Raw genomic sequence first — 24784 nt, forward strand, 5'->3', positions numbered from 1 at the left:
AAAAAGTTTTGTAAGCATCAGATGAGAAATTATAAAATTCTAAGTGTTTTATGATTTCTCATCAGGATTTATTATTTCAAAGGAATTAGCATAGCGTAAAATAATAGAAAAGAGCAGGCTTCTATTTACCTTATTATTTTTGTATGTTATAATTATCATTATAGCTGAATACGTATACACAATTATGCTAACCGGTTAGCATACGCAATTAGTTTACGATACATTAATATAATGGAGGAATATATATGAATCTATACAGACCTAGCTATCATTTTTTGCCAGAAAAAAATTGGATGAACGATCCTAATGGAGTTATTTACTATAAAGGTGAGTACCATCTTTTTTATCAGTATAATCCATATGGAAGTCAGTGGGGAAATATGCATTGGGGACATGCAAAAAGTAAAGATTTAGTTCATTGGAAGCATTTACCCTTAGCATTATATCCATCTAAAGAGCAAGGAGAAGTTCACTGTTTTTCAGGTTGTACAGTAATTGATGGAGAAAAGCCTACAATTTTTTATACAAGCATAGGAGAAGGCGAAAGAAATCCAGAAATAGGGGCGGAACAGTGGGCTGCTGTAAGTGAAGATGATATGCTTACATGGAAAAAGTGCAAGGAAAATCCAGTTATAACAAGTAAAATTCATGGTGATATTGAGATTAAACATTGGAGAGATCCTTTTGTATGGAAGGAAAACGAAGAATGGTTTATGGTTTTAGGTGGGAGCCATAATAATAAAGGCTGCACATTGATATATAAATCAAAGGATTTAAAAAGTTGGGAGTTTTTAAACATACTTTGCGAAGGAGAACATATTCTTTGGGAATGTCCAAACTTCTTTAAATTGGGAAATAAGTATGTTTTAATTATATCACCTGATGGCCAGGTTGAGTATTATATTGGAACATTAAGCAGTGATTATAAGTTTATACCCGAATTTAAAGGAATATTAGATTATGGTGGCTGGGATGGTTTCTATGCTCCAAATTCATTGGTAGATGACACTGGAAGGCGTATAATGATTGGTTGGATGCCGGAACATTCAAGAGAAAGCTTCGACGAATGTGGCGATTGGGCTGGTGTTCAGTCTCTGCCAAGAACACTTGAAATTGAAAATAACATACTTCACATTAAACCAGTAAAAGAGCTTGAAAGTTTGAGAAAAACACACGAGAAATATGAAAACTTTGCTTTAGAGTCCACCTTGGTTCCTAAGATAAAAGGAAAAGCACTTGAATTAATTATTGAAGCAGAGGTAGAAAATGACACGTGTTTTTCTATAGATGTATTAAGTTCACAGGATGGAGAGGAAAAGACATCTATAAAATATGAATATGCTGATAAAAGCTTTTACATTGATAGAAGTAAATCTAGTGTCTCTGATAAGTGCCGTAAATCTCCAGTTAAAGGTAACGTTGAGCTTAGAGAAGGTAATATGTTAAAGCTGCAAATTTTTGTTGATTACTCTACTATAGAGGTATTTGCAAATGATGAAAAAGTTATATCAGGAAGAGTATACCCAGTTAGGGAAGAAAGTGAAAATGTCAAGATTTCACTGTTAAAAGGAAAAAAGCTAAAGGTTAAGTCTTTTGATATTTGGAATGTGGCTTCAATTTTAGAATAATATGCTTTTATTTTGCAATAATAATGTGTTATTATATACCCATATAGGGTAGTTAATAATATATTGTTATGATTGGAGGAAATAGTAATGGATATTAATAGTTATACAATATTGAATAATGGTGTGAAAATGCCATGGGTTGGTTTTGGAACTTTTAAAATTAAGGATAAGAATACGGCAGTTAGTTCCGTTAAAGAGGCTTTAAGATTAGGATATAGGCATATAGACACAGCAGCTATATATGGTAATGAAGAAGCAGTTGGAGAAGCTATAAAAGAAAGCAATGTTAAAAGGGAAGATATATTTTTAACAAGTAAGCTTTGGAATACTGAACATGATTACGATAGAGCTTTAAAAGCTTTTGATGAATCTTTAAGAAAATTAGGAACAGATTATCTTGATCTTTACTTAATTCACTGGCCACAAAGATCAAATACAGAGCCATGGAAAGCACTAGAAAAGCTATACAAAGAGGGAAGAATAAAGGCTATAGGAGTAAGTAATTTCAAAGTTCATCATCTAGAGGAGCTTATAAATGAATGTGATGTTGTTCCAACAGTAAATCAAGTTGAATATCATCCAGAGTTCCCGCAAACAGAAGTTCATGAATTTTGTAAAAAACATAAAATTCAACTTGAGGCATGGGGACCGTTAATGCAAGGAAAAATATTTGAAATTCCACTTATGAAGGAGTTGTCAGTAAAGTATGGAAAGACAATTTCACAAATAGCATTAAAGTGGGATTTACAAATGGGGGTCGTAACTATTCCTAAGTCTTCAACAAAGGCTAGAATAAAAGAAAATATGGATTTATATGACTTTGAAATATCTGCTGAAGATATGGCGAGAATAGCTGAATTAAATACTGGTAAAAGAATAGGGCCAGATCCAGATGTAGTTGCAGAAGAAGTATAAAATTTTTAAGCTTTAAGATAGAAAACAGAGTACAGAGATTTTTTGTAATGAAATTAGAGAAAATCTCTGTACTTTGTCTTTTAAATTAATTTTGCTAGTTGAAGAAGCTTATCTATATAAGGGGGTCAAAATGAAAAATGTAATTATTTTTAATTTGTCTTTATACAACATAATATTTTATTTTACAATCTATGCTTTTCTTGGATGGTGCATTGAGGTAGCATATTCAGCTTTAAATACTGGGAAATTTGTAAATAGAGGATTTTTAAATGGACCAGTTTGCCCTATATATGGATTTGGAGTTGTTTTTATTATAATAATACTTAGTCCCATAAAAAATAATATTTTTATGTTATTTGTTGGATCAATTTTTATAACATCATTTATTGAGTATATAACTGGTTTTGTTTTGGAAAGAATATTCAATAATAGATGGTGGGATTATTCTAATATGCCATTTAATATTAATGGATATATATGTCTTAAGTTTTCATTGGGATGGGGAATTGCAAGTGTTTTTGTTATTGAAGTTGTACATGCAATAGTATATGCTTTAGTAAAGCTTATACCAAGTCTATTAGGAATTATATTTATAATAATAGTAATAACTTGTTTTATAGTAGATATTATATCAACTGTCCAAGCTATTCTTAAGTTGAATATTAGAATTAGAAAAATAGAGGAAGTATCAGTGAAGATGAGAAATAAATCGGATGCTTTAGCAAAAGAAATAGCAAAAAATACAATAGAATTAAAGAAAATATATAATGAAAATTCGGTTGAATTTAAAGAAAAATATGAGGCTAATATATCTCAAATTAAAAGCAAATATGAGACAGAGTTTAGTGAACTTAGATGCAATTACAATAAGCTTATGGAAAGAAAACACATACTTCAAAGAAGAATTCTTAAGGCTTTTCCTAACATTAAGTCAAACAAGCACTTTGAAGCACTTGAGCAATTAAAGAGTAGGATTGATTTGAGAAAGTAAAATACGCATGGATGAATTATATAAAACTTTAGCTAAATATACATGTCTGTTGACACCATAAAGTATGAGGCGTAAAATATAAAAGAGAACGGGGGTTTTCTAATGCAGTATTTAAAGGATGAAGTAAGAAAAAAAATACTTGAAGAGGCTCTAAAGGAATTTGGTAAAAGTGGGTATGAAGGAGCTTCTATAAGAAATATAGTTAAAAACGCCTCTACGTCAGTTGGAAATTTTTATAAATATTTTGAAAGCAAAGATGATTTATATGAAAAACTTATAGGTTCTGTGTATTATCAGCTTATAAGTTATTTAAAGAAATTTGATGAAGTTAAATTTGATGATAACACACAGAATATTTTTTGCTGGCTTATGGAAAAGTTGATGGACATAGTTAAGAACAACAGTGTAGAACTTTCGGTGCTTTTGAATAAAAGCTCGGGTTCTAAATATGAAAACTGTAAAATTACATTTGTAGAATATGTAACCAATACAGTTACTAAAAATATAAAATATCAATTAAGTTTAATCAATAGAAGGCTTAAGGATAATTTTATTATATATATTCTTTCTTGGAGTCTTATAAAAGGTATTACTGTAATTCTGCAAGAAAAAGAGGATGGAGCAGAGGTGAGAAAACATATACTGAAGCTTATAGAAGTACTTTACAGTGATATCATAAATAAAGTTGAAAGCGAGGAGATATAATTTTTATTTGAATTAAAAGAGAACAATGGTTCACAAAAATGGAGGCGAGCAATGAGTAGTTTTATAGAATTAAAAAATGTAAAAAAAACTTATACCATGGGTGAAGTTGTAATCAAGGCAGTAGATGATGTTTCTTTTTCAATTGATAAAGGTGAATTTGTTATTGTTCTTGGAGCAAGTGGTGCAGGAAAATCTACAATATTAAATTTGTTAGGTGGAATGGATCAGGTTACTAGTGGAAGCATATATGTTGATGGCAGTGAAATAAGCAAATACAACAAAAAAATGCTTACAAAATACAGGCGTGAAGATATTGGATTTGTATTTCAATTTTATAATTTGGTTCAAAACTTAAATGCAATTGAGAATGTTGAACTGGCAGTTGAAATATGTAAAGATTCAATTAATCCGAAACAAGTACTAAAAAATGTTGGACTTGAAGATAGAATGAAAAACTTTCCTGCACAGCTTTCAGGAGGAGAACAGCAAAGGGTATCCATAGCTAGAGCATTAGCTAAAAAACCAAAACTTCTCTTATGTGATGAACCAACAGGTGCATTAGATTACAATACTGGAAAATCAATATTAAAACTTCTCTCAGATACATCAAGAGAATATAATATGACAGTAGTAGTTATAACTCATAACTCTGCAATAGCCCCAATTGCAGATAAAATAATAACTGTAAAAAGTGGAAAAGTAGAAAGTGTAAAGAAAAATCTTAATCCAGTTTCTATAGAGAGTATAGAGTGGTAATCATGAAGAAGACATTTTTAAAGAATTTATTTAGAGATATATATAAGACTCTTTCTAGATTTTTATCTATAGTTATAATTATAGCAGTTGGTGTAGCTTTTTATGCAGGAGTTAGGGCAACTAGTCCTGATATGAAAAAGTCTGGGGATTATTACTTTAATTCAACTAATTTTATGGATTTTAAACTTACTTCTACCCTTGGAATAACAAAAGATAATATATCCAAAATAAAAAATCTAAGTGGTATAAAAAGTATTTATGGTTCAAAGTCAGTAGATGGTATAGTAGTGAAAGATAAACACTCTCTTGTGGTTAATGTTAATTCTCTTCCAGAAGAAAATATGAATAAGATTCTTATAACTAGTGGAAGAAAGCCGAGTAGTGATAAGGAAGCTATAGTTGAAGATAAATTTTTAAAGGAAAATAAGTTTAAAATAGGCGATAAAATAATAATTAAATCTGGAAATGACACAAATATAAAAGATAGTTTAAAGGAAGATGAATTTAAAATAGTTGGAACTGCTAAATCACCATTATATCTTTCAGCTCAAAGGCAGCTTAGTTCTGTTGGAGATGGATCTGTAAAAGGATTTATTTATTTACTTCCAGGGGTTTTTAAAAGTGAAGTTTACACAGAAGCATATGTTACTACTAATAATAGTGAAGCAAAAAATAGCCTACTTTATAACGATCAATATAAAGATGCTAATAGTAGTATAGAAAATTCTCTTAAAAAACTTGGGAAGGAACTAAATAAGGAAAGGTATAAAGAAGTATTTGATGATGCAAATGATAAAATAAAAAATGCTGAAGATAAGCTAAAGAAGGCTGAAAAGGAAGCAGAAGATAAGTTTAAAGATGGATATAAAAAACTTTCAGATGCTCAAAAGAACATATCTGATGGTAAAAATGAGCTTAGCAGAAATGAAGCTATTTTTAATAGTAAGATAGCAGATGGTCAAAAGCAAATATCAGATGGAGAAAAACAAATTGAAACTGCTGAGGAAGAAATAAATTCAAAAGCAAAAGATATGGAAAATGGTAGGAGTAGTATTGAAGCAGCTAAAAAGCAAATAGATTACGGTGAGGTGCAGCTAGGTTTAGGAAAGAACCAAGCAGCAAATTCAATAGATGGTGCAGTTAAGAATAAACTATCGGATATTAAAAAGCAGTTACAGAATGATCCAAGCAATCCAGTATATAATTATCAATATAATGCTTTAAATGCAATTTACGAAAAAGACTTAAATGGAAAAAGCTTTGATGATATGTATAATGCATTAAAGAGCGATGGGCTGCTGCCACAGATTAAAAGTTATGTTGATATTGAAGGAATTAAAAATAATTTTGACAGCAAGGAAGCTCAATTAAATAGTGGAAAACAACAAATTACAGCAAATGAAAATGCTATTTATGATGGTGAAGCTAGATTAGAAGCAGGAAAAAGAGAAATAGAAGCAAACAAGTCAAAGATATCAAATGCAGAACTTCAGCTTGAAGCTTCAAAAAAAGATGGGCAGGCAAAGCTTGATGATGCTAGAAGTAAAATTGAAACTGGACAAAGGGAAATTGATGATAATACTAAAAAATTAAAGGAAGAGGAAGCTAAAGCAAATAAAAAATTTAAGGATGCTGAAGAAGATATAGCTGACAATAAAGATAAGTTAAAAGATATTAAAAAGCCAGATTTTTATGTGCTTGGAAGAAGTCAAAATATTGGATATGAAGGTTACAGGCAGGATAGTAATAGAATAGATAATATAGGGAAAGCATTCCCACTAATATTTTTTCTTGTTGCGGCATTAGTAAGTCTTACAACTATGACTAGAATGGTTCAAGAAAATAGAATAGAAATTGGAACCTTTAAAGCATTGGGCTATTCTAGGAAGGCAATAATATCACACTATCTTATATATTCATTATTAGCAAGTTTAATTGGAAGCTTAGTAGGTATTTCCTTTGGATTTAGATTATTTCCACCACTTATAATTACAGCTTATGGTTCTCTTTATGCTATACCAAAAGCTATAACGCCATTTAATGTTGTGCTTGCTGTTGAGGCTTCTATTATAGCTATATTTTTTACTACAATTGCAGCAGTAGCTTCAACAATGGAAGAGTTAAGAGAGGTTCCAGCATCACTTATGAGACCAAAGCCTCCTAAGGCAGGAAAATTAATATTACTGGAAAGAGTTACCTTCATATGGAACAGGTTAAAGTTTACAAGAAAAGTTACAGCAAGAAATATATTTAGATACAAGCAAAGACTTTTTATGACGGTTATAGGTATTGCAGCATGTACTGGGCTTATGATAACAGGATTTGGGCTTAAAAGTGGAATAAAAGGTGCAGTAGAGAAACAATTTAGTCAAATTTATAAGTTCGATATGCAGGTGAATTTGAAAGATGAAATTAATAGTGTAAAAAAGGAAAAGATAAAAAGCAGTGCAAAAGAGGACTCAAATATAAAGTCAGTATTATTTACTTATTCTAAAAATGTCACTGTTAAAAATAAATCGTTAAGTAATATGGATGCATATATAGTAGTTCCAGAAAATAAGGACGATATAAATAAATATATAAGTCTTAGCAGAAATAATAAAGATTTGAAACTTTCTGATGATGGAGTGATAGTAACACAAAAACTTTTAAAACTTACAGGCAAAAAAGTTGGAGATACTTTAGATATAACAGTTGATGGTAAAACTATTAAGTCACAAATATCTGGAGTAACTGAACACTATATACAGCATTATATTTATATGAGTCCTAAGTACTATGAAAAAATATCAAATGAAAAAGTGAAATTCAACAGTTTCTATGGGCTCTTGAAGAGTACTTCTACAAATTCTCAAAATAATACCTCCAAAATTCTGTCAAAGATTAAAGAGGTGGGATCAGTAAGCTTTAAGAACAATGTACAATTTGATTCAAATAAGAGTATGAAGAGCATAAATTCGGTTGTGCTTATATTAATAGCTGCAGCAGGCGTTCTTGCTTTTGTGGTAATATACAATTTAACTAATATAAATATAAACGAGAGAAGAAGGGAACTTGCAACTATAAAGCTTTTGGGCTTTTATAACAATGAACTTGCAGCTTATATATACAGAGAAAATATAATACTTACAGCTATAGGAAGTGTAGTAGGAATATTTTTTGGAATATTTATTCAAAATTTTGTTGTAGTTACAGCAGAAACCGATGTAATGATGTTTTTAAGAACAATTAATCCTATATATTTTGTGTACTCTATTTTACTTACTATGGTATTTTCTATTATTGTAAATTTGGCAATGTATAATAGATTTGATAAAATAGACATGGTGGAATCACTTAAGAGTGCAGAATAAGTTTACAGATTAGGGAGAAACCAAGAGTTAGCTTAAGTGTAGATATAACTTAGCATCTCAACTGGTTTCTCTTAAATATTGGGGGGGAACAAAATGAATTGTTCTAGAAAAATGGAGGCTTTGTCTTCGGCTATATTTACAAAACTTAATGATAAAAAGCTTGAGCTTATTGCAAGTGGGAAAGAGGTTATTGATTTTAGTATTGGAACTCCGGACATACCTCCAGATAAGAAGGTTGTAGAAGTTCTTCAATACGAAACTGGCAAGATTGAAAATTATAAATATGCTATAAGTGATAGCGAAGAGTTAATCTTAGCTGTTATTGCTTGGTATAAAAAAAGATATAAGGTTGAACTTGAAAAAGATGAAGTAACTTCTCTTTTGGGATCTCAAAGTGGATTTGCAGAGGTAGCTTTATCTATGATTGATCCAGGTGATATAGTTTTAACACAAGATCCTGGATATCCTATTTTTTCTGTTGGACCATATCTTGCAGGCGCAAAAATACATAAAATGCCTTTGCTTAAGAAGAATAATTTTTTGATAGATTTTGATGCAATAGATGAAAACGTAGCCAAAAAGGCTAAAATGATGGTTGTATCATATCCAAATAATCCAACTGCTTCAACAGCTCCTAGAGAGTTCTATGAAGAACTTGTTTGCTTTGCAAAAAAATACGATATAGCAGTGCTTCATGATAATGCATATAGTGAACTTGTATTTGATGGAAAAGTGGGTGGAAGCTTTCTTGAAATTGAAGGTGCAAAGGATATTGGAATAGAGTTCAATTCTTTTTCAAAAACATATAGCATACCAGGCTGTAGAATTGCATTTGCTATGGGAAACAAGTATATGATAAAGCAGCTTAAAACATTAAAATCACATGTTGATTATGGTATGTTTTTACCCTTTCAAAAGGCTGCCATAAAAGCACTTTCAAGTCCAAGCGATTATATAGATATTGTTAGGAATACCTATGAGACTAGAAGAAATTTACTTATAAATGGGTTAAATAAGATAGGCTGGAAGATTGATATGACAGCAGGAAGTATGTTTGTGTGGGCAAAAATTCCTTCAAAATATGAGTCTTCTATGAAATTTACAATAGATTTAATGGAGAAGACAGGAGTTATTGTAGTTCCTGGCAGTAGTTTTGGAGATGAAGGAGAAGGCTTTGTGAGAATGGCTCTTGTTCAAGATGAAGAGCACATTTTAAAAGCCATTGAAAGTATAAAAGGTAGCGATATTTTAAAATAATGCGAAGTAACAATGCTTTGTCACATTAAAAAACTCCTATAAATCTAAGGCAAAAAAATCATAAAATCCTAAGATATTTCAATAACTCGCTGAAAAGAAGCTCAGACAATTGAAATATCTAAGTATTTTGTGATTCTTTTACCAAGATTTGTTAGGAGCTTTTTAAACTGTTCCTTCAGCATTGTTACTTTGCTTCTACGGTGGTGCAAGGAAAAAATTCCTCCGTACCTCCGGAATTTTAGGTGTGAATCTTTGTAACCAATTAAATTTTTACACCATATATTACCTTTATTTATTAACCATGTTTATAACGAATTTTTCGCAGAGAAACGGAGAAAAATTTTCCTTAAACACCGTGTAATGCGAGGTAAGTGTATTGCAGGATGATTTAAATAAAATTTTATAAATCTTAGGTAAAAAACTTTAAAAGCCTTAGATGTTTCAATTGTCTGAGCATTTTTTCAGCGAGTTATTGAAACTTCTTAGACTTTTAAAGTTTTTTATCTTAGATTTGTTAATTTTATTTAATATCCTGTGATGCACTTATTTTGCATTATTTATAAATTCTCGGATTCTTTTTACTGCCTCTTTTAGGTTCTCGTCTGAGTTAGCAAAGGAAAGCCTTATATATCCTTCTCCAGATTCACCGAAAGCAGAGCCAGGAACACAAACTACTTTTGCTTTTAAGAGAAGTTCTGTGCAAAATTCTTCTGAAGTTTTTCCAAAGGCTGTTATGTCAGCAAAAGCGTAAAAGGTAGATGTTGATTTGAAACATTTAATACCTTCAATAGAATTAAGACCATCTATTAATATATCTCTTCTTCTATAATAATCTTCAACCATTTTATTACTGCTGTCCATAGGACTTTCAAGAGCTGTTAGTGCAGCATTTTGTATAAAGGTAGGAACACAGGATACGACGCCTCCTTGGAGTTTAGATGCTGCAGCGGCAATTTCTTTATTTGCAATAAGAAATCCTATTCTCCAGCCAGTCATAGCAAAGGTTTTTGAAAAGCTGTTTACAATAATAGTTTGTTCTTGCATTTCTTGAAGATGAGCAGGACTAAAAAATTTGTTTTCATCAAACATTATATGATCATAAACTTCATCAGATAATATTATCAAATTGTGTCTTTTGGCTATTTCACATATTTTTTTTATATCATTTTCTTCAATAAAACGCCCAAGTGGATTGTTTGGAGAATTGAGTATTATTACTTTTGTTTTTGGTGTTATTGCTTTTTCTATGTCATAAGGATTAAGCTTAAAATCGTTATTTTTGTCAAGATGAACAAATACTATTTTTCCATGGCTTAATGCTATTGGACCTTCGTAATTTGGATAATAAGGTTCTGGAATTATGACTTCATCATCGATATTTAAAGTAGCAGCTAAGGATAGAAAAAGTGCTTCAGATGCCCCAACGGTTATAATGACATTTTCATAGGTGTAGCTTGCACCAAGTTGCTTGTTGTACTTTTGAGCTATAACTTCTCTAAGCTCCTTTAAACCAGCATTAGGACAATAATGAGTATAGCCTTCATCAAGAGCTTTTTTTGCAGCATCTCTAATATGTATAGGTGTTTGAAAGTTAGGTTCTCCAACTGATAAGTTTATAAGGTTGTCATATTTTTGTGCTAGTTCAAACATTTTCCTGATCCCTGATGATGGAAAGTTCTTTGCTGTATCTGATAGATAATTCATTAGGTAGCCCCCTTAATATAAATATTGATAATTTTTCAAAAAAACTTCAATTTAAAAGTTTTATTATGATAAATTAGCAATAATATATGTATATAAAGATTAAATTAATATTTAGATAGATTGTATACTGTATAATTTTAATTGTCAAGTGAATAGTTTTACATTTATATATAAGGTTTCTATTGCATTGAGATTACAGTTGTAGGAGACATGTAAAAGTGGAGATATAGCTGCAGAAGATGTTATTTTACATAAAATTCTGTAGGTACAGAGTGAGAGGAGCTTTTTTATTATCCTTCTATAACCAAAGGCAAGCACTGCTTAAGCAACAGGCAAAAATTAAAAGTAATCATAAATTAAGAATACGAGGCTTGAGCTTACGCCCAAACCTCGCATATGTGTATGTGACTAAGTATTATTACTTAGCTAATTTTTCCTTCATAAGTTCAAAGTCGCTATCAATATCTACTTTAGATTTTTGGGTTAAATTACTTACAACTATTATTGATATAAGTGATAAAGAAAATCCCGGAATCATTTCGTATAGGTAAGCTGATAGGCCAGAAACTATCCATATTATAACGGTAAGTCCTCCAACAATCATACCGGACAAAGCACCCCATTTAGTCATCCTTTTCCAATATAGACTAATTAAAAGTACAGGACCAAATGCAGAGCCAAATCCTGCCCAAGCTTGACCAACTATGCTTAAAATAGTCTTATTTGGCAAGTAAGCAAAAACTGTTGCAACAGCGGCAACTCCAACCACAGCAAGTCTGCTAATAACAACTTGTTTTCTTTGAGAAGCTTCTTTATTAAAGAAGGTAAGGTAAAAATCCTTTGTGATAGAACTTGAGCATACTAAAAGTTGAGAAGAAAGTGTACTCATAATTGCAGCTAAAACTGCTGACAGTATAGTTCCAGTTATAAAAGGATGAAATAAAATTGCTCCTAAACGCAGAAATACTGTTTCAGGGTCTTTAAGAGGTATTTTATTTTGGGTAAAGTACACTAAACCTATAAGTCCACTTGAAATTGCTCCAAGTAAACCTATTGCCATCCAACTTATACCTATTCTTCTTGCAGATTTCAATTCTTTCGCTGATTTAATTGCCATAAATCTTACAATGATATGAGGTTGACCGAAATAACCAAGTCCCCAGGCAAGGAAACCTATAATCGATGCGACACTTGTCCCTCTAAATAAATCAAATAGGGAAGGATCTATGTGTTTTACTTTAGTTACAAAAGTTTCAGGACTTAAACCTAGATTTAAATACGTTACTACAGGAACCATAACTAATACAACAAACATAAGTGAGCCTTGAAAAAAATCTGTAAGGCTTACGGCCAAAAATCCACCAAAGTATGTATAAAGTACAACAATAGAAAGTGTTACTACAACACCAGTTGTATATGTTAGACCAAACATGTTTTCAAAAAGCTTTCCGCCTGCTACAACGCCTGAAGAAACATATAGTGTGAAGAAAACTAAAATTATAACTCCAGATACAAGTCTCAGCATATTTGATTTATCTTTAAAACGGTTTTCGAGAAAATCAGGAATAGTTACAGAGTCATTTGCAAGTTCTGTATAAACTCTAAAACGTGGAGCTAATAAAAGATAATTAAAATATGCTCCAGTCGTTAATCCAACACCAAGCCATAAACTTGAAAGGCCTGTTGTATAGACTGCACCTGGGAGTCCCATAAGCATCCATCCACTCATGTCACTTGCACCAGCAGATAATGCTGTTACCATAGGTCCAAGGCTTCTAGCTCCAAGAACATAGTCTGAAATATCATTTGTTTTTTTGTAAGAATAATAGCCTATTGCAAGTAAAATAATCAAATATACTATAATAGCACTAAATGAAAAGTAATTCATGTAAAATCTCCTTTTGTTTTTGATAATTATTAATAAGTTCGCATACATATAAATATTTTATCATATTAAAGTTAATAGTACAAAGATTGAATAATTTGCAATTTAAAAATAATGTGAAATAACAATGCTTCGTCGCATTAAAAAAATTCTATAAAGCTAAGTGGTGATTCTAAGCGAGTGCTTACTTGAGGTATAGAAGGATAATGGGCAAAGCCCAAACCTCGTGTATGTTTACTCGCTGAAAGGATTCTCAAACAGATTGAAATATCTAAGTACTTTAGGATTTTTAAGTTAAGCTTTATTAGAATTTTTTTAAACTGCTCCTTCAGCATTGTTACTTCGCTCCTACGGAATTTTAGGCTTGAATCTTTGTAATCAATTAAATACTGATACCATATATTACCTGTATTTATTAACATGTTTACAACGGATTTTTCGCAGAGAAACGGAGAAAAATTTTCCTTAAACACTGTGTAATGCGAGGTAAGTGTATTGCAGGATGATTTAAATAAAATTTTATAAATCTTAGGTAAAAAAACTTTAAAAGCCTTAGATGTTTCAATTGTCTGAGCATTTTTTTAGCGAGTTATTGAAACTTCTTAGACTTTTAGAGTTTTTTATCTTAGATTTATTAATTTTATTTAATATCCTGTGATGCACTTACTTCGTATTATTTTTATTTTGCTACTAAGTTGTTGATCCACTTTTTAGAAGGAATTCTAGGAAAACCTACTATTAGCTTTGACACTTCTTCCATAAATACAAAGATATAAACCTGTCCTATAGGTAAATGCCAGTATAGTCCAGAAAGTGCTACTAGAGGTACACCTACAAGCCACATTCCACCCATGTCTAGAAATAAGCAAAACTTTGTATCGCCTCCGCTTCGTAAAATTCCTACCACGTTTGTATAATTAAATACCTTTACCCATAAAAATATTCCAATTACATGGAGGATTTGTTTTGAATATTCATGTACATTTGGAGAAACGTTATAGACATTTAGTATAAGAGGGGCACCTGTATAAATAATTATTCCAACAAAAGCACCTATAATTGGATTTACAATTATAAATCTCTTTGCGTATAAATAAGCTTCCTTTTCCTTTTTTTCTCCTATTTTATTTCCTATCATTATTGCTGCAGCGTTTCCAAATCCAAAGAAGATAACCATTGAAAGTCTATCTATAGTACCAGCAATGTTTGTGGCAGCTATTACATCTGTTCCCATATGAGCATATATTACAGCGTAAACGGTAACACCTAGAGCCCATATACTTTCATTTAAAATAACTGGTGTGGCTATTTTGAAGAATCTTTTTATGAAAGCTGCTGATAAATCAAATAATTCATTAAGCTTTCCTGCAATAGGAAATCTTAATTTATATACAGTGAAAATCATCATTGAAAATTCAATAAAACGAGCTATTAAAGTTGCAATAGCTGAACCATATACGCCTATGCCATGAAAAGAACCTATTCCGTAAACTAAGGAGAAATTTAAAAAGGTATTTATTGCAAGGGCAATTATACTCACAATCATTGGAGCTTTTACTTGTCCGATGCTTCTTAAAATAACAGAGTAAGTAAATGAAATACCTGTAACTATGTAACTAAAACATATTATCCTAAGATAATTTCCACCAATATGTACTACATTTTTGTCTCCAGAAAAAATTCCAATTATATAGTTTGGAACAACAAGGGCACCTATTGTGAATATTCCAGAAACGACTATAGAAGTTATTAGGCAAAGGCCAAGTACTCTTTTTATATTAGCAGTGTCCCTTTTTCCCCAGTATTGAGATGTAAAGATTGATGCTCCGCTTACTAATCCAAATAAAACAAGATTCAATAGGAAAAAATATTGATTGGCAAGTCCAACACTTGCAACGGCAGTATCACCAAGTCCACCTATAATTATGTTGTCAACTAGGTTGAGTGAAGACAAAATAAGGTTTTGAAGAGCTATAGGAAGTGCTAAGGTTACGGCGGATTTAAAAAACTTTTTGTCGGAAAATAAAGAAAGTAAATTCATGCTTTTGTCCTCCTAAAAAATAAAAAAAGAGAGAAGAATAACAATTCTTCCCTCTTTTTTTATTGCTATTGATTATGCTCTGTTTACTGAACCAAACAATACCATCTTTTCTTTAACTTTAGCTTTGATAGCTTCAAATCCAGGAGCTAATAGTTTACGAGGGTCAAAGCCTTTTCCTTGTTTATCTTTTCCAGCTTCAATGTACTTACGAGTAGCTTCTGCAAATACTAACTGGCATTCAGTATTAACATTTATTTTTGCAACTCCAAGTGATATAGCTTTTTTAATCATATCATCAGGAATTCCAGTACCACCATGTAAAACTAATGGCATGTCACCTACAGTTTTTTCTATTTTAGCTAAAACTTCAAAGTTTAAGCCTTTCCAGTTTGCTGGATATACACCGTGGATGTTACCTATTCCAGCAGCAAGTATGTCAACACCTAAATCAGCTATTTGCTTACATTCAGCAGGATCTGCAACTTCTCCGCCGCCAATAACGCCATCTTCTTCACCGCCGATAGCTCCAACTTCTGCTTCAACAGAAAGTCCTTTTGCTCTAGCAGCTTTTATAACTTCTTTAGTTTTTTCAATGTTTTCTTCTATTCCATAATGAGAACCATCGAACATTACTGAAGAAAATCCAGCTTCAATTGTTTTGAAAGCTCCTTCATAGCTACCATGATCTAAGTGTAGTGCAACTGGAACAGTTATGTTTAAATCTTTCATTAATCCATTAACCATTCCAACAACAGCATGATATCCACCCATATATTTTCCTGCACCTTCTGAAACACCTAAGATTACAGGAGAATTGTTTTCTTGAGCTGTTAATAGTATTGCTTTAGTCCATTCTAAGTTGTTGATATTGAATTGACCAACAGCATATTTACCTTCTCTAGCTTTTTTAACCATTTCTTTTGCTGATACTAACATGTATATACCTCCAAAATTATATATTTTCATATATATTTTTTTTGAGAAAATACTATATTAAATAAATTTCTCTCTACACGCTTATTATAATCCAAAATTGTTAAAAAGAAAACAAAAATTTTTAGTATTGGATTATAATATTACAATATGGTAAGTTAAATTTACTATATTGTACATATTTGCCAATTATATTTTAAATTCAGTATAATAACATAATTAAAAATTTAACAGATAGTCATATTGACATATTTATAAAATGGGTATAAGGTGTATATATAGTGTATATACGATGTATACTCTTTTGTAAAGGAGAATTATGAATGAATATAATTATTTTAAATTCATCTAGTGAACCAATATATGAGCAAATTATAAAGCAAATAAAAAATTATATTTTTGATGGGACTTTAAGGGAAGGTGAGCTTCTTCCTTCAATAAGAAGCTTAGCTAAAGAACTTGGAATAAGTGTTATTACAACAAAAAGAGCATATGAGGAACTTGAAAGAGAAAATTTTATAGAAACTGTTCCTGGAAGAGGTTCATATGTGGCAGTTCAAAATAAAGAGCTCCTAAGAGAAAAGAAAATAAAAGTTATTGAGGATAAATTATTGGAAGCTATTGATGAAAGTAAAGCTGTAAATTTATCAGTGGAAGATTTAAAAGAAATGCTTGAGGTTTTGTATGAAGATAATAAATAAGGTTAGGTGATTGATGTGGAAAATATCTTAGAAGTTAATAATTTAAGTAAGGATTATGATGGGTTTTCTTTGAAAAATGTGAATTTTAAACTTGAGAGAGGATACATAATGGGCTTTATAGGACAAAATGGTGCAGGTAAAACTACAACGATAAAACTTATTATGAATCTTATTAATAGGAGTTCTGGCGAAATAAAAGTTTTTGGCTTAGATAATATAAGGAATGAAAAAGATGTTAAAGAAAAGATAGGTTTTGTATATGATGAAACTTATTGCTATGAGGATTTGAGTTTAATTGCTATGAAAAATATAATAGCTAGATTTTATAAGAGATGGGATGATGCTGCTTTTAATAAATACATAGCTGATTTTAATTTGCCTAAGAATAAGAAAATTAAAGATTTATCAAAAGGAATGAAAATAAAATATTCGCTTGCAATAGCACTTTCACATGAAGCAGAGCTTATTATAATGGACGAGCCAACTTCAGGATTGGATCCTGTATTTAGAAGTGAACTTCTTGAGATTCTTAGTTCTATAATTCAAGATGAAAATAAAAGCGTATTTTTTTCCACGCATATAACAACAGATTTAGAAAAAATAGCTGATTATATTACCTTTATAAATGCTGGGGAAATAGTTTTTTCAGATTCAAAGGAAAGTATATTAGAAAAATATAAAATTGTAAAGGGTGATAATTCACTCATAAATGAGGCTACGAAAAAGGCATTCCTTGGAATAAGGCAAAATTCCTTTGGTTTTAATGGGTTAACAGGCGATGAAGAGAAAGTTAAAAGTTTACTTGGAGAAAATATTAACATCGAGAAAGCAAGCTTAGAAGATATTATGGTTTACACTGTTAGGGGGAGATAAGATGCTTAACTTAATTGTAAAGGACTTTCTTCTTATAAATAGGGGCTTAATTAAACAAGCTATTTGTTTTATTATTTGTATTGCTCTCTTACAATTCTTGGGAGCATCGGCGGTTTATATTGGTATACCTGTTATTATGACCTTGGGAACTCTTTTAGCTAGTTACGGTTTAGGTGAGAAAAACAATGTGGATGTACTAATTAACAGTTTGCCTGTAAATGGAAGGGAAGTTGTTCTTAGTAAATATTTATCTGCTTTAATTTTTTTATGCTTTTCAATTATTACAAACATAGTTTTTTCAACTGTAATTAAATTATCTGGTTTTAGTCATATTAATAGATTTATAAATATAGAAGATATAGCAATATGCATTGTATTTATTGCATTTTATGTTTCTATATACGTTCCAATATATTTATTATTTGGATATACGAAAACTAGGGGGTTCAGCACAATTTTACAGTTAATTGAGTTCTTTGCTTTGCTTTTTGTAATCATGATATTTACTTTTGTAGATAATGGTACTGGAGTAAGCTCTATAATAAGTTTTTTTTCAAGACCTCATTTTAAATTAACAATGGCTATATCAAGTTTAGTTTCTTCAATTATAATAGTAGCAGTATCTATATTTATATCGTTAAAAATTTATATTAATAGGGAATTTTAAAGTGAATTTATTGTAAGGAAGGGATAAAAATGTCATTATCAAATATTATAGATTTTATTATTAGAAAAAAAATAGCGTTTATGTTTTTAATGCTAGCGTTAATTAGTTTTATAGATATATATTACAAAATAAAAGGCAAAAACAAAAACTAATGGAGGGTTGATATGTTAAATTTAATTTTTAAAGATATTATTTTAAGTAAGAGAAAAATTATATCAGCTTTTATGATTTGTCTTACAATTTGTTTGGTAATTAATATAGTTCATTCTAAAGTTTTAACAATTCTTTATATTTTAATGCCGCTTACTTCTATGTTTATACTTGTGGATGATAGTTCTTTTTATGATTATAGATATACTGTAAATGTAATGTTTAATAGCTTACCCATAAGAAAAAAGGATGTAGTAATTGCAAAATACATTGAAGCTGTAGTGTTTTTTATTATAGGAGTAGCCATAACATTAATATGTACAAACCTGTTTAAAATTAATGGGACTTCTAATGCGGCAAGTGGCATGGCTAATATAGGTTTATATAATAAATTATTGGGAACTAAAAGTATAATTGAATCCTGTGCAATAAGCAGTGTATTACTCATAGCTACTTATTTTCCTGCGTATTTTAAATGTCAATATATGAAGGTAAGAGGGATATTTTTGCTTGTAAATATTGCTATTATTGCTCTGCCAATTATATTTGTAAAAGTAGTTGGCAGCGTAAGTACCTATAAGATACTAACTTATTTTAGTAAGGAACCTAAATGGATTATGACTTCAGCTACTGCTATTATACTGTTTTTAATTTTAAGCATATCTTTGAATTTATCAATTAACTTTTATGAAAAAAGGGATTTATAAAATTAATTTAAGTGAGCATTTAATTTAAAGTAATATAATTGTAAATCATTTGTATTATTAAAGTTAAATGCTTTTTTTTATTGAAAATATATAATATAATAAAAAATATAAAGCATAAAATAAATATTTAAATTATACTTTGGGAAATAATAACGGCATAAGGGGAATAAAATATGAACTTAAAAATTAGTGGTAACGGTTTGAAAAAAAATTGTATAGTTATAGCAACCTTTATGCTTGGTTTGCTTATGCTTTTAACTTTGGTTATTTCAATTAAGGGTGTTAAATCAACTAAAAAGACTGCTGAGGTAGTCTACGGAGATTCAATACAAGGGAAACACAATATTGTGAAAATGACTAAAGATAAAAACGGTAATATAATTATAGAAGAAAATAAGTTATTTAAAAGATATACAATAACTGTTCCAAACACACTTAACAATATACCATCCAGTCAAAAGAACGGTTATTTAGAGGTCGTTTTCGATAAAAATACAGTACTTAAATTAAACTCTAGCATTAGCAGCAGTAATTTAAAGGACATATATTTAACTACAAATAATGGAAAATACAACTTGGTTATGAAAACGAAATATAAAGATAACAATTTTGTTTATTTAAATAATAAAAATAGTACTAATCAGGTTGTTGTACTAGTGAGTAAAGTGAAAAAGCCTTTTAAATATAAAGCTGTACTTAATCCAGGGCATGGGGGCTCTGATCCAGGGGAGATTTTCGGTAATTATTATGAGAAAAATATAACACTAAAAATAGCAAAGCTTGTGAGAAGTGATTTGGAGTATAATGGTGTTAAAGTTATTCTTACTAGAGATACAGATGCGGGGCAAGCACTTAACGATATAGCGGATTTTGTTAATAAAAATAAGCCGGATGTATTTATGTCCATTCACCTAAATGCCATGGAAAAAAATCCTAATAGCTATAAAGGAATAGGGGCTTATTATTATGATGAAAATGGACTACAGACAAATGAAAGAATTAGACTAGCAAATCTGGTGTTAAAGCATACAACCCATAAGGATGGTTGGCTAGATGATGGAGCAATTAAGGATAGACTTAGAGTACTTAGGTTAAGTAAATATCCCTGCACTTTAGTTGAATGTGGGTACTTAACCAATGATAGTGATAGAGCAAGATTGTTAAATGATGGAATATTGGGAAATTTGGCAAATAACTTATCTGATGCAATAGTAGAATTTCTTACGAAAAAATAAGTTAATGAGTATGAGCGTCTGTAGATTTGAGGTGTAAAAATCTATGGACGCTATTAACGTTGTCTTAACATTGTCTATGATAAAATTAAAATAATTGTATGTTTTTAGAAGGTTGGTGTTGTTATTGCATTTATTAATAGTGGAAGATGATGCAGATTTATGTGAGGTATTAAAGAAAGGTTTGAAAAATTATGACTATACCTGTGATATTTCTTATGATGGTGAAGAGGGTTTATATAATGCAGAAATAAATGAGTATGATGCTATTATTTTGGACATAAATTTGCCTAAACTGGATGGTATTAATGTTTGCAAAAATATTAGAAGCAAAGGAGTAGATACCCCAGTGCTTATGCTTACGGCTAGGACGGATACAGATGATAGAGTTTTAGGGCTTGATAGTGGAGCAGATGATTATTTAGGAAAACCCTTTGAGTTTAAAGAATTAAGAGCAAGACTTCATGCACTTATTAGGAGAAATTATAATAAGCCATCAAATGAAATTAGTATAAGAGAACTTTATGTAAATACTAAGGCGAAATTAGTAAAGCTGCAAGGCAATGAAATTGAATTAACCGCAAGGGAGTACGATATACTTGAACTTCTTTGCTATAATTATCCCAATATAGTATCAGCAGAAGAAATTATAGAGCATGTATGGGGCAGCGATGACAGCCAGTTTTCTAATGTAATAAGAGTTCACATTGCAAACTTAAGAAGAAAACTTAAACTTGAAAATGGAGAAAGCTTAATTCAAACCTTAAAGGGAAAGGGATATAAAATATGTTAAAAATAAAGAGTAGGATAGCACTTTTATACAGTCTTCTTACAATATTTTTTATTGTTATGTGTGCAGTTTTATTTTATGTAATTTTTAATGCTTATGCTAATATAGAACCTGTAATACAAAACATGGCAGAAAATAGTACTATGAAAGATAAATTTCCGTATTCAAATTTTAAAAGCACAAAAAATTATGTATATGCAACTTCAGGAAATGGTGTTCTCCAAAGGAATCCAATTAAAGAGGATACTGATAAAGATGGTTCGATAGTAGGTTGGGCAAAGGTTGATGGTGGAATTTTGAGCGTATATAAAATAAAAAAAGGAAATACACAGCAAAAGTATACAAAAAACTATTTAAGTACTATATTTGATGAAAAAAATAATGTTATTAATTCGGATATATTCTCTGATGATGCATTAAGAGAAAATTTACAGAGGGATCATATAACTAATTCGAAAATGTATTTGAAAAATAAAATTTCACTTAAAGATTTTTTAAGAAAACACAATAGTGGGAAAATAGAGATAGTAACGGATAAGTATGACAATGTAATAGGCTCAAAAACATTGAAAAGGTATTATGGTACAAATTATAGGGATAGTGCATTTGAAAAGAATTTAGTAGAATTTGAAAAGGAAATCTTGCACATACTTTATGGAAGAGCTGTTTATATAGCTGCTATATTAATATTAATGGTTATAATAATTAATTTTATTTTAAGTAAAAAATATGCAATTTTTGCTTTAAAGCCTTTGCTCGAATTTACAGGAAAGGTGAAAGAGCAAGGTGAATTTAAAGGTATAAAGCTTATTGATATGCCAGAAGTGAAGGATGAAATATATGATTTAACTTTTGCTTATAATGAAGCTATGGGTAAAGTGAAGAAATCTTATGAAAACTTGCAGAGATTAAATTCCTATGCTTCCCATGAACTTAGAAATTCCCTAGCTGTTTTAAGAGGAAAAATTGAAATGGGTGAGGATACGAAGGAAATAACTTCATATATTGATAAGCTTACTGGGGTTACAAACGATATTTTGGCAATGTCAACATCTAAGTTATGTGACAGCAATGAAAAGGTAGATTTAGCTTTGATTTGTGCAAAGGTAGTTGATGAGTACTTAGAAATCTTTAAAAATATAGAACTTAAATTGCCAGAAGATGGAGTAAATTTAATTAAAGGAAAAGAAATGTGGATAGAAAGATGTGTCATTAATCTCATGGATAATGCTATAAAGTTTGTAGATAAAAACAAGCAAGATAATAAAATAGTTGTAGAAGTATGGGAAGATGATAGTAAAGCTGTTATTGAAGTATGGGATAATGGTATTGGAGTAGAGAAAAATAAAATGGAAGAAATATTTAAACCATACTATGGAACTAATAGTAGAGTAAGTACAGGTATAGGTCTTGCATATGTTAAACATGTAATGGAATTGCACGGTGGAAAAGTTACAGTTCAAAGTAAGCAAGGTGAATATAGTAAGTTTTTGCTTATGTTTTATAAAAAATGAGAAGTAACACCATCTTAGAATATTAAATAAAATTAATAAATCTAAGCGTCATATTTTTAAAATATTAAGATCTTTCAATAACTCGCTGTAGACATGATTAATCAATAGAAATTAAAAATAATATATTGTGTGAAAATTTAATTGATTACAGAGATTCATGCCTAAAATTCCGTAGGTACGGAGGGATTTTTTCCTTGCACCTACGGTGGGAGCGAAGTAACAATGATGAAGGAACAGTTTAAAAAAATCCTAATAAATCTTGACTTAAAAATCATAAAATACTTAGATATTTCAATTTGTTTGAGCATTTTCTCAGCGAGTTATTGAAATATATTAGTATGTTATGATTTTTGAGTCTTAGATTTATAGGATTTTTTTAATGCGACGAAGCATTGTTACTTCGCATTTTTTTTCTTTATAGTTCTTAAGCTTTATTTAAAGATATCTTAAATTAAAAGTTTTAAAATTATAAAAGTAATTTCAAATAATAAATGGAGGGAAGGTCATGAAGTTGAGGTTATTTAAAAGAAAAATAGTAATTATTGCTTTTTTAGTGGTTGTTTTTGTATTAGCAGGAATATATCCAATGATCCATAAAAAAAATGCAGATGTTGAGACTTCAAACACTTTGAAAATATATGCTGTAGGAACCGATAGTCGTGTTAGTAATGGGCTTCAAGATACTTTAGATGAATTTCAAAAAAAATATCCAAATATAAAAATTAAAAAGGTACTATTTGATGTTAATAATATTGAAAAATATGAAAAAACTTTGCTTAGTGATACTTTAGCTGGAAAAGGACCAGATGTATTATATTTGACTTCAAGCGATGCAAAAAAACTTCAAAGATCTGGGATGCTTCAGGATTTAAAGACGCTTATAGATAAAGATAAATCGTTTAATAAAGAAGACTATAACAATAAAATCATAAATGCAGGTATGTATAATGGCAAATTAACTTTGATGCCACTTGATTATTATGTAAACCAATATGCAACTACCAAGGAGCTTTTAAATAGTAATCGTATAAACCTAAAGGCAGATTCCTCAGAAAAAGATTTTATAAAAGCTGTAGAGGCAGGTAATTTAAATGGAGGCAGAAAATTATTTGCAGCAGTTGGAGGAGCAGATCCGGTTGGTAATATGAATTTGAGTGATTTCCTGGCTGGCAGTGGATATCAATTTATTGATTATGAAAATAAAAAGGTATATTTTGATAAACCTGAATTTAAGGAGTTAATAGAGGATTATAAAAAAATTTATAAGGCATCTGCAAAAAAAGCGGAAGGAGAAGGAAGTAGCGGGGAAGAAGGACTTCAAGCGTTAAAAAGCGGAGCAGCACTATTTTCAAATGATAGAATGGATAGCTTTAAGGATTTTTTATCATCAGAATCATTGATAAATGGAATAACAAAAGAAACATCATGTATTAATAATATGCCAATGCTAGAGGGAGGGGATAAGGTAGTTGGAATTGTTTCTGAAAGCATGGCAATCAATAAAAACTCAAAAAATAAAGAGGCAGCATATAACTTTATAAAATGTGCTTTGTCCACGGAGGTACAGTCTAAAGCTTGTAGGCAAACATCATATATACCTGTAAATAATAAGGTTGTTAAAGAATTTGAAGACGAATATAAAAGTGAGATCGGAAAAAGCTATGAGTACGACAAGAATGATACAGTAGTTCAAAAGCCACTATCAAGCGATTTTCAAAATTATGTGAATAAAGTAACAAATAATGTTGAAAAAGGGACAATAATAGATGATTCAGTTAATAATTTAATGATGGAATGCTTAACCCCTTATTTTCAAGACAAAACCTCCTATGAATCCGCCATAAACACCCTACAAAGCAAAGTGAAAATATATATAAATGAGTAAACATATGGGGGTTTGGGCGGACAATGTCATCAACTTAAGAAAAAAATTTGGATTTTATAAAAATCCAAATTTTTTTTATTTTTAAATATATTTTTAT

Annotated in this window: 20 protein-coding genes; 16 read left to right on the top strand and 4 right to left on the bottom strand. The window is 30.2% G+C overall.

Features of this window, described 5'->3' with window-relative positions; genetic code table 11:
* Window positions 1–245 precede the first annotated feature (245 nt).
* The 7 genes from ACJDT4_RS05085 (at window position 246) to ACJDT4_RS05115 (ending at window position 9605) form a co-directional block, all read left to right on the top strand.
* The gene (locus ACJDT4_RS05085; RefSeq protein ID WP_406786450.1) at window positions 246–1628 is read left to right on the top strand and encodes a glycoside hydrolase family 32 protein; all 1383 of its coding nucleotides are present in this window, start codon (window positions 246–248) and stop codon (window positions 1626–1628) included.
* 87 nt (window positions 1629–1715) lie between these two features.
* Window positions 1716–2543 carry an aldo/keto reductase gene (locus tag ACJDT4_RS05090; protein ID WP_406786451.1) on the top strand — a complete coding sequence of 276 codons (828 nt, stop codon included), beginning with the start codon at window positions 1716–1718 and terminating at the stop codon, window positions 2541–2543.
* A 130-nt stretch (window positions 2544–2673) separates the two neighbouring features.
* Window positions 2674–3534 (top strand): putative ABC transporter permease, encoded by an 861-nt coding sequence (locus ACJDT4_RS05095; protein WP_406786452.1) that lies wholly within the window; start codon window positions 2674–2676, stop codon window positions 3532–3534.
* A 102-nt stretch (window positions 3535–3636) separates the two neighbouring features.
* On the top strand, window positions 3637–4239 hold the full coding sequence (locus tag ACJDT4_RS05100; RefSeq protein WP_406786453.1) for a TetR/AcrR family transcriptional regulator: 603 nt from the start codon (window positions 3637–3639) through the stop codon (window positions 4237–4239).
* A gap of 51 nt (window positions 4240–4290) precedes the next feature.
* A complete protein-coding gene (locus ACJDT4_RS05105) occupies window positions 4291–4995 on the top strand; it encodes an ABC transporter ATP-binding protein (RefSeq protein WP_406786454.1) in 705 nt (234 codons plus the stop codon).
* A 2-nt stretch (window positions 4996–4997) separates the two neighbouring features.
* Window positions 4998–8348 carry an FtsX-like permease family protein gene (locus tag ACJDT4_RS05110; RefSeq protein WP_406786455.1) on the top strand — a complete coding sequence of 1117 codons (3351 nt, stop codon included), beginning with the start codon at window positions 4998–5000 and terminating at the stop codon, window positions 8346–8348.
* Window positions 8349–8441: 93 nt separating this feature from the next.
* Window positions 8442–9605 carry an aminotransferase class I/II-fold pyridoxal phosphate-dependent enzyme gene (locus ACJDT4_RS05115; RefSeq protein ID WP_406786456.1) on the top strand — a complete coding sequence of 388 codons (1164 nt, stop codon included), beginning with the start codon at window positions 8442–8444 and terminating at the stop codon, window positions 9603–9605.
* 543 nt (window positions 9606–10148) lie between these two features.
* Here ACJDT4_RS05115 and ACJDT4_RS05120 read toward each other — a convergent pair.
* From ACJDT4_RS05120 to fba, 4 genes are all read right to left on the bottom strand, one after another.
* Complete coding sequence (locus ACJDT4_RS05120) at window positions 10149–11309, bottom strand: pyridoxal phosphate-dependent aminotransferase (protein ID WP_406786457.1); 1161 nt, start codon at window positions 11307–11309, stop codon at window positions 10149–10151.
* 418 nt (window positions 11310–11727) lie between these two features.
* The gene (gene putP, locus ACJDT4_RS05125; protein WP_406786458.1) at window positions 11728–13197 is read right to left on the bottom strand and encodes a sodium/proline symporter PutP; all 1470 of its coding nucleotides are present in this window, start codon (window positions 13195–13197) and stop codon (window positions 11728–11730) included.
* 676 nt (window positions 13198–13873) lie between these two features.
* On the bottom strand, window positions 13874–15235 hold the full coding sequence (locus ACJDT4_RS05130) for an MATE family efflux transporter (protein WP_406786459.1): 1362 nt from the start codon (window positions 15233–15235) through the stop codon (window positions 13874–13876).
* A 72-nt stretch (window positions 15236–15307) separates the two neighbouring features.
* Window positions 15308–16171 (bottom strand): class II fructose-1,6-bisphosphate aldolase, encoded by an 864-nt coding sequence (gene fba / locus ACJDT4_RS05135; RefSeq protein WP_406786460.1) that lies wholly within the window; start codon window positions 16169–16171, stop codon window positions 15308–15310.
* Between the two features lie 320 nt (window positions 16172–16491).
* Between fba and ACJDT4_RS05140 the strand changes: the two genes are divergently transcribed.
* The 9 genes from ACJDT4_RS05140 to ACJDT4_RS05180 all read left to right on the top strand — a co-directional run bounded on the left by ACJDT4_RS05140 (window position 16492) and on the right by ACJDT4_RS05180 (window position 24687).
* Window positions 16492–16869 carry a GntR family transcriptional regulator gene (locus tag ACJDT4_RS05140; protein WP_406786461.1) on the top strand — a complete coding sequence of 126 codons (378 nt, stop codon included), beginning with the start codon at window positions 16492–16494 and terminating at the stop codon, window positions 16867–16869.
* Between the two features lie 15 nt (window positions 16870–16884).
* Window positions 16885–17742, top strand: coding sequence for an ABC transporter ATP-binding protein (locus ACJDT4_RS05145; protein WP_406786462.1), 858 nt, complete (start codon window positions 16885–16887; stop codon window positions 17740–17742).
* 1 nt (window position 17743) lies between these two features.
* Window positions 17744–18409, top strand: coding sequence for an ABC-2 transporter permease (locus ACJDT4_RS05150; protein WP_406786463.1), 666 nt, complete (start codon window positions 17744–17746; stop codon window positions 18407–18409).
* Window positions 18410–18438: 29 nt separating this feature from the next.
* Window positions 18439–18561, top strand: coding sequence for a hypothetical protein (locus tag ACJDT4_RS05155; protein ID WP_406786464.1), 123 nt, complete (start codon window positions 18439–18441; stop codon window positions 18559–18561).
* 12 nt (window positions 18562–18573) lie between these two features.
* Window positions 18574–19266: an ABC-2 transporter permease gene (locus ACJDT4_RS05160; RefSeq protein ID WP_406786465.1), complete on the top strand. Its 693-nt coding sequence runs from the start codon at window positions 18574–18576 to the stop codon at window positions 19264–19266.
* Window positions 19267–19439: 173 nt separating this feature from the next.
* Window positions 19440–20501, top strand: coding sequence for an N-acetylmuramoyl-L-alanine amidase family protein (locus ACJDT4_RS05165; protein WP_406786466.1), 1062 nt, complete (start codon window positions 19440–19442; stop codon window positions 20499–20501).
* 118 nt (window positions 20502–20619) lie between these two features.
* Window positions 20620–21291 carry a response regulator transcription factor gene (locus ACJDT4_RS05170; protein ID WP_406786467.1) on the top strand — a complete coding sequence of 224 codons (672 nt, stop codon included), beginning with the start codon at window positions 20620–20622 and terminating at the stop codon, window positions 21289–21291.
* On the top strand, window positions 21285–22802 hold the full coding sequence (locus ACJDT4_RS05175; RefSeq protein ID WP_406786468.1) for a sensor histidine kinase: 1518 nt from the start codon (window positions 21285–21287) through the stop codon (window positions 22800–22802). Before ACJDT4_RS05170 ends, ACJDT4_RS05175 begins: the two co-directional genes overlap by 7 nt.
* Before the next feature lie 505 nt (window positions 22803–23307).
* Window positions 23308–24687 (top strand): ABC transporter substrate-binding protein, encoded by a 1380-nt coding sequence (locus ACJDT4_RS05180; RefSeq protein WP_406786469.1) that lies wholly within the window; start codon window positions 23308–23310, stop codon window positions 24685–24687.
* Window positions 24688–24784: the final 97 nt, after the last annotated feature.

Origin of the sequence: Clostridium neuense, from assembly GCF_045310695.1 — a bacterium.
Lineage (GTDB): Bacteria > Bacillota > Clostridia > Clostridiales > Clostridiaceae > Clostridium_S > Clostridium_S neuense.

Excerpts from the sequence above, each read along its gene's own strand:
- ACJDT4_RS05160 (WP_406786465.1), top strand. The coding sequence starts at position 18,574 with ATGTTAAATTTAATTTTTAAAGATATTATTTTAAGTAAGAGAAAAATT.
- ACJDT4_RS05090 (WP_406786451.1), top strand. The coding sequence starts at position 1,716 with ATGGATATTAATAGTTATACAATATTGAATAATGGTGTGAAAATGCCA.
- ACJDT4_RS05155 (WP_406786464.1), top strand. The coding sequence starts at position 18,439 with ATGTCATTATCAAATATTATAGATTTTATTATTAGAAAAAAAATAGCG.
- ACJDT4_RS05095 (WP_406786452.1), top strand. The coding sequence starts at position 2,674 with ATGAAAAATGTAATTATTTTTAATTTGTCTTTATACAACATAATATTT.
- ACJDT4_RS05130 (WP_406786459.1), bottom strand. The coding sequence starts at position 15,235 with ATGAATTTACTTTCTTTATTTTCCGACAAAAAGTTTTTTAAATCCGCC.
- ACJDT4_RS05165 (WP_406786466.1), top strand. The coding sequence starts at position 19,440 with ATGAACTTAAAAATTAGTGGTAACGGTTTGAAAAAAAATTGTATAGTT.
- ACJDT4_RS05085 (WP_406786450.1), top strand. The coding sequence starts at position 246 with ATGAATCTATACAGACCTAGCTATCATTTTTTGCCAGAAAAAAATTGG.
- putP (WP_406786458.1), bottom strand. The coding sequence starts at position 13,197 with ATGAATTACTTTTCATTTAGTGCTATTATAGTATATTTGATTATTTTA.
- ACJDT4_RS05120 (WP_406786457.1), bottom strand. The coding sequence starts at position 11,309 with ATGAATTATCTATCAGATACAGCAAAGAACTTTCCATCATCAGGGATC.
- ACJDT4_RS05180 (WP_406786469.1), top strand. The coding sequence starts at position 23,308 with ATGAAGTTGAGGTTATTTAAAAGAAAAATAGTAATTATTGCTTTTTTA.
- ACJDT4_RS05100 (WP_406786453.1), top strand. The coding sequence starts at position 3,637 with ATGCAGTATTTAAAGGATGAAGTAAGAAAAAAAATACTTGAAGAGGCT.
- ACJDT4_RS05110 (WP_406786455.1), top strand. The coding sequence starts at position 4,998 with ATGAAGAAGACATTTTTAAAGAATTTATTTAGAGATATATATAAGACT.
- fba (WP_406786460.1), bottom strand. The coding sequence starts at position 16,171 with ATGTTAGTATCAGCAAAAGAAATGGTTAAAAAAGCTAGAGAAGGTAAA.
- ACJDT4_RS05175 (WP_406786468.1), top strand. The coding sequence starts at position 21,285 with ATGTTAAAAATAAAGAGTAGGATAGCACTTTTATACAGTCTTCTTACA.
- ACJDT4_RS05150 (WP_406786463.1), top strand. The coding sequence starts at position 17,744 with ATGCTTAACTTAATTGTAAAGGACTTTCTTCTTATAAATAGGGGCTTA.
- ACJDT4_RS05140 (WP_406786461.1), top strand. The coding sequence starts at position 16,492 with ATGAATATAATTATTTTAAATTCATCTAGTGAACCAATATATGAGCAA.
- ACJDT4_RS05115 (WP_406786456.1), top strand. The coding sequence starts at position 8,442 with ATGAATTGTTCTAGAAAAATGGAGGCTTTGTCTTCGGCTATATTTACA.
- ACJDT4_RS05105 (WP_406786454.1), top strand. The coding sequence starts at position 4,291 with ATGAGTAGTTTTATAGAATTAAAAAATGTAAAAAAAACTTATACCATG.